Source organism: Aromatoleum toluolicum, assembly GCF_012911005.2.
Taxonomy (GTDB): Bacteria; Pseudomonadota; Gammaproteobacteria; order Burkholderiales; family Rhodocyclaceae; genus Aromatoleum; species Aromatoleum toluolicum.
On the sequence record NZ_WTVS01000202.1, the window covers coordinates 1 to 460 of the forward strand.

At 67.2% G+C, this 460-nt stretch carries 1 protein-coding gene; it reads left to right on the forward strand.

The window, feature by feature from the left end; all coding sequences use genetic code 11:
- On the forward strand, nucleotides 1–460 hold a 460-nt coding region (locus GPA27_RS28370), incomplete at both ends, for an FAD binding domain-containing protein (RefSeq protein ID WP_211165310.1).

A 460-nucleotide genomic window follows, 5' to 3' on the forward strand; every position in this document is an offset into this window, starting at 1 on the left:
CGCCAGGTGCGTGCACGCGGCACGCTGGGCGGCTCGGTGGCCAACAACGACCCTGCCGCCTGCTACCCCAGTGCGGTGCTGGGCCTGGGCGCCACGGTCATCACCAACCGCCGCGAGATAAATGCCGACGACTTCTTTGTGGGCATGTACACCACGGCGCTGGATGAGGGCGAGATCATCACCGCCATCCGCTTCCCGATCCCGAAACGCGCTGCGTACATGAAGTTCAAGCAGGCGGCCTCGCGCTTCTCGCTGGTGGGGGTGTTTGTGGCGCAGACCGACAGCGGCGTGCGTGTTGCGGTGACCGGTGCGGCCAGCAGCGTGTTCCGCCATGCGGGGCTGGAGGCGGCGCTCAACCAGAGCTTCACCCCGCAGTCGGCTGCCAGCGTGAAGATCGACGCGAGCGATCTGAACGCTGACATCCACGCCAGTGCCGCCTACCGCGCCAACCTCATCAGCG